Genomic DNA, 4,452 nt, shown 5'->3' with positions numbered 1-4,452 from the left:
ACGAATTATTTGGAGACCGTTTAGATATTGGTCTTGGCAGAGCACCTGGAACAGATCAAGTAACAGCAAACGCGATTCGCCGTGGTAACCATCAAGGTATCTTTGACTTTGAAGAAGAAATTCGTGAGTTACAATTCTTTTTATCTGATAAAGAGTCGCAAGTCATCGCGAACCCAGGTTTAAACACAAATATCCCGTTATATGTTTTAGGAAGTTCAACTGATTCAGCGTACATCGCCGCACGTTTAGGACTGCCATATGCGTTCGCTGCACATTTTGCACCAGCAATGATGGAAGAAGCATTTGAAATATATGAACGCAACTTTACACCGAGTGAGCAATTAAAAGAACCATATAAAATGGCGTGCTTAAACGTCGTCGTTCAAGACACACAAGAAGAAGCAGAATACGTCGTAACGAGCCATTATCAAAATGTTTACGGAATGATCACACATCACCGTGGTCCGATGAAACAACCCGTTACAAACATGGACGAGATTTGGTCAATGCAACATAAAGAAATCATACTCAATCAATTCCCAGTTCAAATACTTGGCGATAAAGAACAAGCACTTAAAGACCTAGAAGCATTTCAAAATAAATTCGACGTCGACGAAATCATCGCATCTACTGCGATTTATGATACAGACGCTTTTATAAAGAGCTATCAATTATTTGAAGACGTCGTTATAGAGTATAATAAAAAGCAATAAGACTATCTTATTGCTTTCTTTTTGATAAAATATAGTAAATTAAACCACTAAAAAATATGACTTGAATAATTAATATCGGTGCAATTAAAAATAATAGTTCACGCAATGTTTTCACCTATTCTTATAGTAATTATTGTTAACTCTTATTTTAGCACTCTTCTAGCGTTTCATCATCTCGTTTTAGATTGGAAGGAACATTATGATACGTAATCAATTTAAATATATTAACCGTTTTAGAGAAATTGCCATCTTGTTTTCTAAAACTGGACTTGGGTTTATTATCGAAGAAAGTGGCTTAGATAAGTTACTCTCTTTACCGAGTCGATTATTTAATAAAAGCCAAAAACAAGAAGAAGATAAAACAATCGCAGAACGTATTCGATTATTTCTAGAAGAAGCAGGACCTGCATACGTTAAACTCGGTCAAATCGCGAGTACGCGTGGTGATATATTACCGGAGTCATTCATTAAAGAATTAGAAAAACTTCAAAGTAATGTACCTCCATTTTCTAGCGAAATCGCAAGAGAGTTAATCGAACAAGAATTAGATATTAAAATCGAAGACACATTTTTAATATTTGAAGATGAACCACTCGGTTCAGCGTCGATTGGACAAGTCCACCGAGCAGTGCTAAAAACTGGTGAAGTCGTTGCGATTAAAGTTCAACGACCAAACATTGAAAGAAATATTCGTATCGATTTAGAAATACTTAAAACGATCGCACAAGTTGCTGAAAAGAACTTTAAATGGGCGAAACAATATCAAGTCACAGATATTGTCGATGAGTTATCCACTGCCATTATCCAAGAAATGGATTATACGTTAGAAGCGAGAAACATTAATCGTATTGAACGTCAGTTTAAAAATTCAGAGGACGTCAAATTCCCACACGTCTATGAAATGTTATCAAACAAAACGATCTTGACGATGGAATACTTTGAAGGGATTTTAATTCGTAAAGTCGATGAACTTTCGCAAAAAGGTTTTGACCGTTATCAACTCGCAGATACATTTGCGCGTACAATTTTCACACAAATATTTGAACATGGATTTTTCCATGCGGATATTCACCCTGGGAACATCATCGTTTTAAACGATGGTACGCTTGGTTTTATCGACTTTGGTATGGTCGGAAAACTGACAGATAACGTTAAACAAAACTTCGGAAGTTTACTCATCGGTTTAATGCAAAAGAATTCTAAGAAAGTTGTACGTTCAATTATACAAATGGGTGTTGTACCAGATGACGTAAATGTCGATGACTTATACGAAGAAGCAGAGCTTATGCAAGATAAGTATTATGATATTCCGCTGAAAGACCTAGAATTTGGAGATGCGGTTAGAGACTTATTTACAATTACAAATAAATACCATATCCATTTACCAAAAGACTTTACATTACTTGCTAAAACGTTAATTACGTTAGAAGGTAACATTGAAATTTTATATAAAGACTACAGCATATTATCTGTCGCTGAACCGTTTGGTAAAAAGTTATTACTTCAAAGATTAAACCCTAAACGCGTTGCGGAAGATAAGTTTGAAGACTGGATTTTGTTAACAGATATTGTTGAAGATTCTGTAACAAACATCCATCAATTTACGAAAGGTTTGAGTACGAGACGATTGCCGATCAGTCTAGAACTTAAGGAAGAAAAAAGTATCGGAAGACATTTAGACCGAACGATTAATAGAATTTCTTTTTCAATCGTCTTAATGTCACTCTCTATATTAATGGCCGGAATCATTGTCGGATCTTCACTACTTGGTCAAGGGTCGATACTCTACAAATTCCCGGTGATAGAACTCGGTACGATACTCGCAATTGCGATGTTCTCTTGGCTAATATTTACGATATTTAAAAGTGGACGAATGTGAAAACACCTCCCAAATTGGGAGGTGTTTAAATATAGAACATATAATCATCAAACTCGTCTGATTGATTCTCAAGATCATGTAACGTCGTATGACGCAGCACGTCGTGTGACGCATCTCGTATTCTTTTCCATAAGAATCTCTCGTTTTTTGTGTCTTTATCGTCTAACTCTATTGCGATTATATTTTCGCCGACAGCTTGGAATACGTCGAGCACTGTAATTTCATCTGGCGGATAATTTAACTCATAACCACCGTACGCTCCGCGCGTACTTTTTACTAAATCTGCTTTTTTTAGACACGCGACGATTTGTTCTAAATATAAGTCGCTTATTCCTCTTTCAGTCGCGACAGATTTCACTGAACGCTTTTTAACTCCATATTCAGATGCGAGGACGTTCATAAAATATAATCCGTAGCGCCCTTTAGTTGATATCTTCACGTCATCACCTCTTAGTCATATCTCTTATGTTATGATTATAATTATAACGAAAAAGTTGGTGAAAAATCTAATGTCAAATGAACCATTAAGTTTTCGCATGCGACCAAAAACGATCGATGAAGTACTTGGCCAAGAACATCTCGTCGGAGAAAAAGGAATTATCAGACGAATGGTAAATGCTAAAAGACTACAATCGATGATTTTTTACGGTCCCCCAGGTATAGGTAAAACGAGTATTGCGAACGCATTAGCTGGCAGTACTAAATATAAATTTAGAACGTTAAACGCGGTGTCTAGCTCTAAAAAGGATATGGAACAAATTGTTTTTGAAGCAGACATGAGTGGTAGCGTAATTTTAATGCTCGATGAGATCCACCGACTCGATAAAGGAAAACAAGACTTTTTACTCCCTCATCTAGAAAGTGGAAAAATCGTTTTAATCGGTGCGACGACGTCAAATCCGTACCACGTCATTAATCCTGCAATTCGCTCTAGAACACAAATTTTTGAACTACATCCATTAACAGATGAGGATGTTAAAACTGGACTCACGCGCGCTTTAAATGATAAGGAGCGTGGCCTTGGTAATTTAAATGTAACCGTAGATGATGATGCTTTAGAGCACTTTATCCATGCAGCAAATGGTGATATTAGAAGTGCATTAAACGGCCTAGAACTTGCAGTATTAAGTGATACAAATAAAGAGATTCACGTTACACTTGAAGACGCGAGAGATACGATGCAACATAGTCAATTCTTGCACGATAAAGACGGCGATCAACACTACGACGTAATGAGTGCTTTTCAAAAATCAATACGCGGTAGTGATGTCGATGCGGCACTTCATTATTTAGGACGATTAATAGAAGCAGGAGACCTCGTTACAATTGCAAGACGATTACTCGTCATTAGTTATGAAGATATCGGGCTAAGTAACCCGCAACTACCAAGCCGCACACTAGACGCGATCATCGCAGCAGAACGACTTGGATTCCCGGAAGCGAGAATACCTCTCGCACAAGCAGTTATAGATTTAGCACTCTCTCCAAAATCAAATACAGCAATCAAAAGTATCGACAGTGCTTTATCAGATATACGAAAAGGACATATCGGCGTCATACCAGACCATTTAAAAGACGGTCATTATAAAGGTGCAAAAGAACTCGGTCGTGCAATCGGATATAAATATCCGCATAACTACGATAACCACGTCGTAAAACAGCAATATTTACCAGATAGTTTAAAATCAAAACAATACTTTAAAGATACGGGATCATCCAAATATGAAAGTTATTTAAATGAGACGTACGAGAAATTAAAACCGTTCGTAAAATAAAAATAAGGCGAGTATCCAATTGATACTCGCCTTTTATATGTACTCGATGTTTTAATTTTACGCAAATCACTTTTGCGTCAACGAC

At 36.8% G+C, this 4,452-nt stretch carries 4 protein-coding genes; 3 read left to right on the top strand and 1 reads right to left on the bottom strand.

The window, feature by feature from the left end:
• On the top strand, positions 1–713 hold a 713-nt coding region (locus HMPREF3029_RS07020; protein ID WP_070710260.1), incomplete at its 5' end, for an MsnO8 family LLM class oxidoreductase.
• Between the two features lie 199 nt (positions 714–912).
• Positions 913–2,592 (top strand): ABC1 kinase family protein, encoded by a 1,680-nt coding sequence (locus HMPREF3029_RS07015; protein ID WP_070622387.1) that lies wholly within the window; start codon positions 913–915, stop codon positions 2,590–2,592.
• A 25-nt stretch (positions 2,593–2,617) separates the two neighbouring features.
• Here HMPREF3029_RS07015 and HMPREF3029_RS07010 read toward each other — a convergent pair whose 3' ends face one another.
• On the bottom strand, positions 2,618–3,031 hold the full coding sequence (locus HMPREF3029_RS07010) for an RrF2 family transcriptional regulator (RefSeq protein WP_070622385.1): 414 nt from the start codon (positions 3,029–3,031) through the stop codon (positions 2,618–2,620).
• Between the two features lie 70 nt (positions 3,032–3,101).
• On the opposite strand from HMPREF3029_RS07010, the gene HMPREF3029_RS07005 reads away from it, so the two are divergent.
• Positions 3,102–4,367 (top strand): replication-associated recombination protein A, encoded by a 1,266-nt coding sequence (locus tag HMPREF3029_RS07005; RefSeq protein WP_068128193.1) that lies wholly within the window; start codon positions 3,102–3,104, stop codon positions 4,365–4,367.
• Positions 4,368–4,452 lie beyond the last annotated feature (85 nt).

The organism is Nosocomiicoccus sp. HMSC059G07 (assembly GCF_001815515.1).
Taxonomy (GTDB): domain Bacteria; phylum Bacillota; class Bacilli; order Staphylococcales; family Salinicoccaceae; genus Nosocomiicoccus; species Nosocomiicoccus ampullae_A.
Note: the sequence above shows the minus strand (reverse complement) of the source record. Positions and strands in the feature narration are given on the sequence as shown.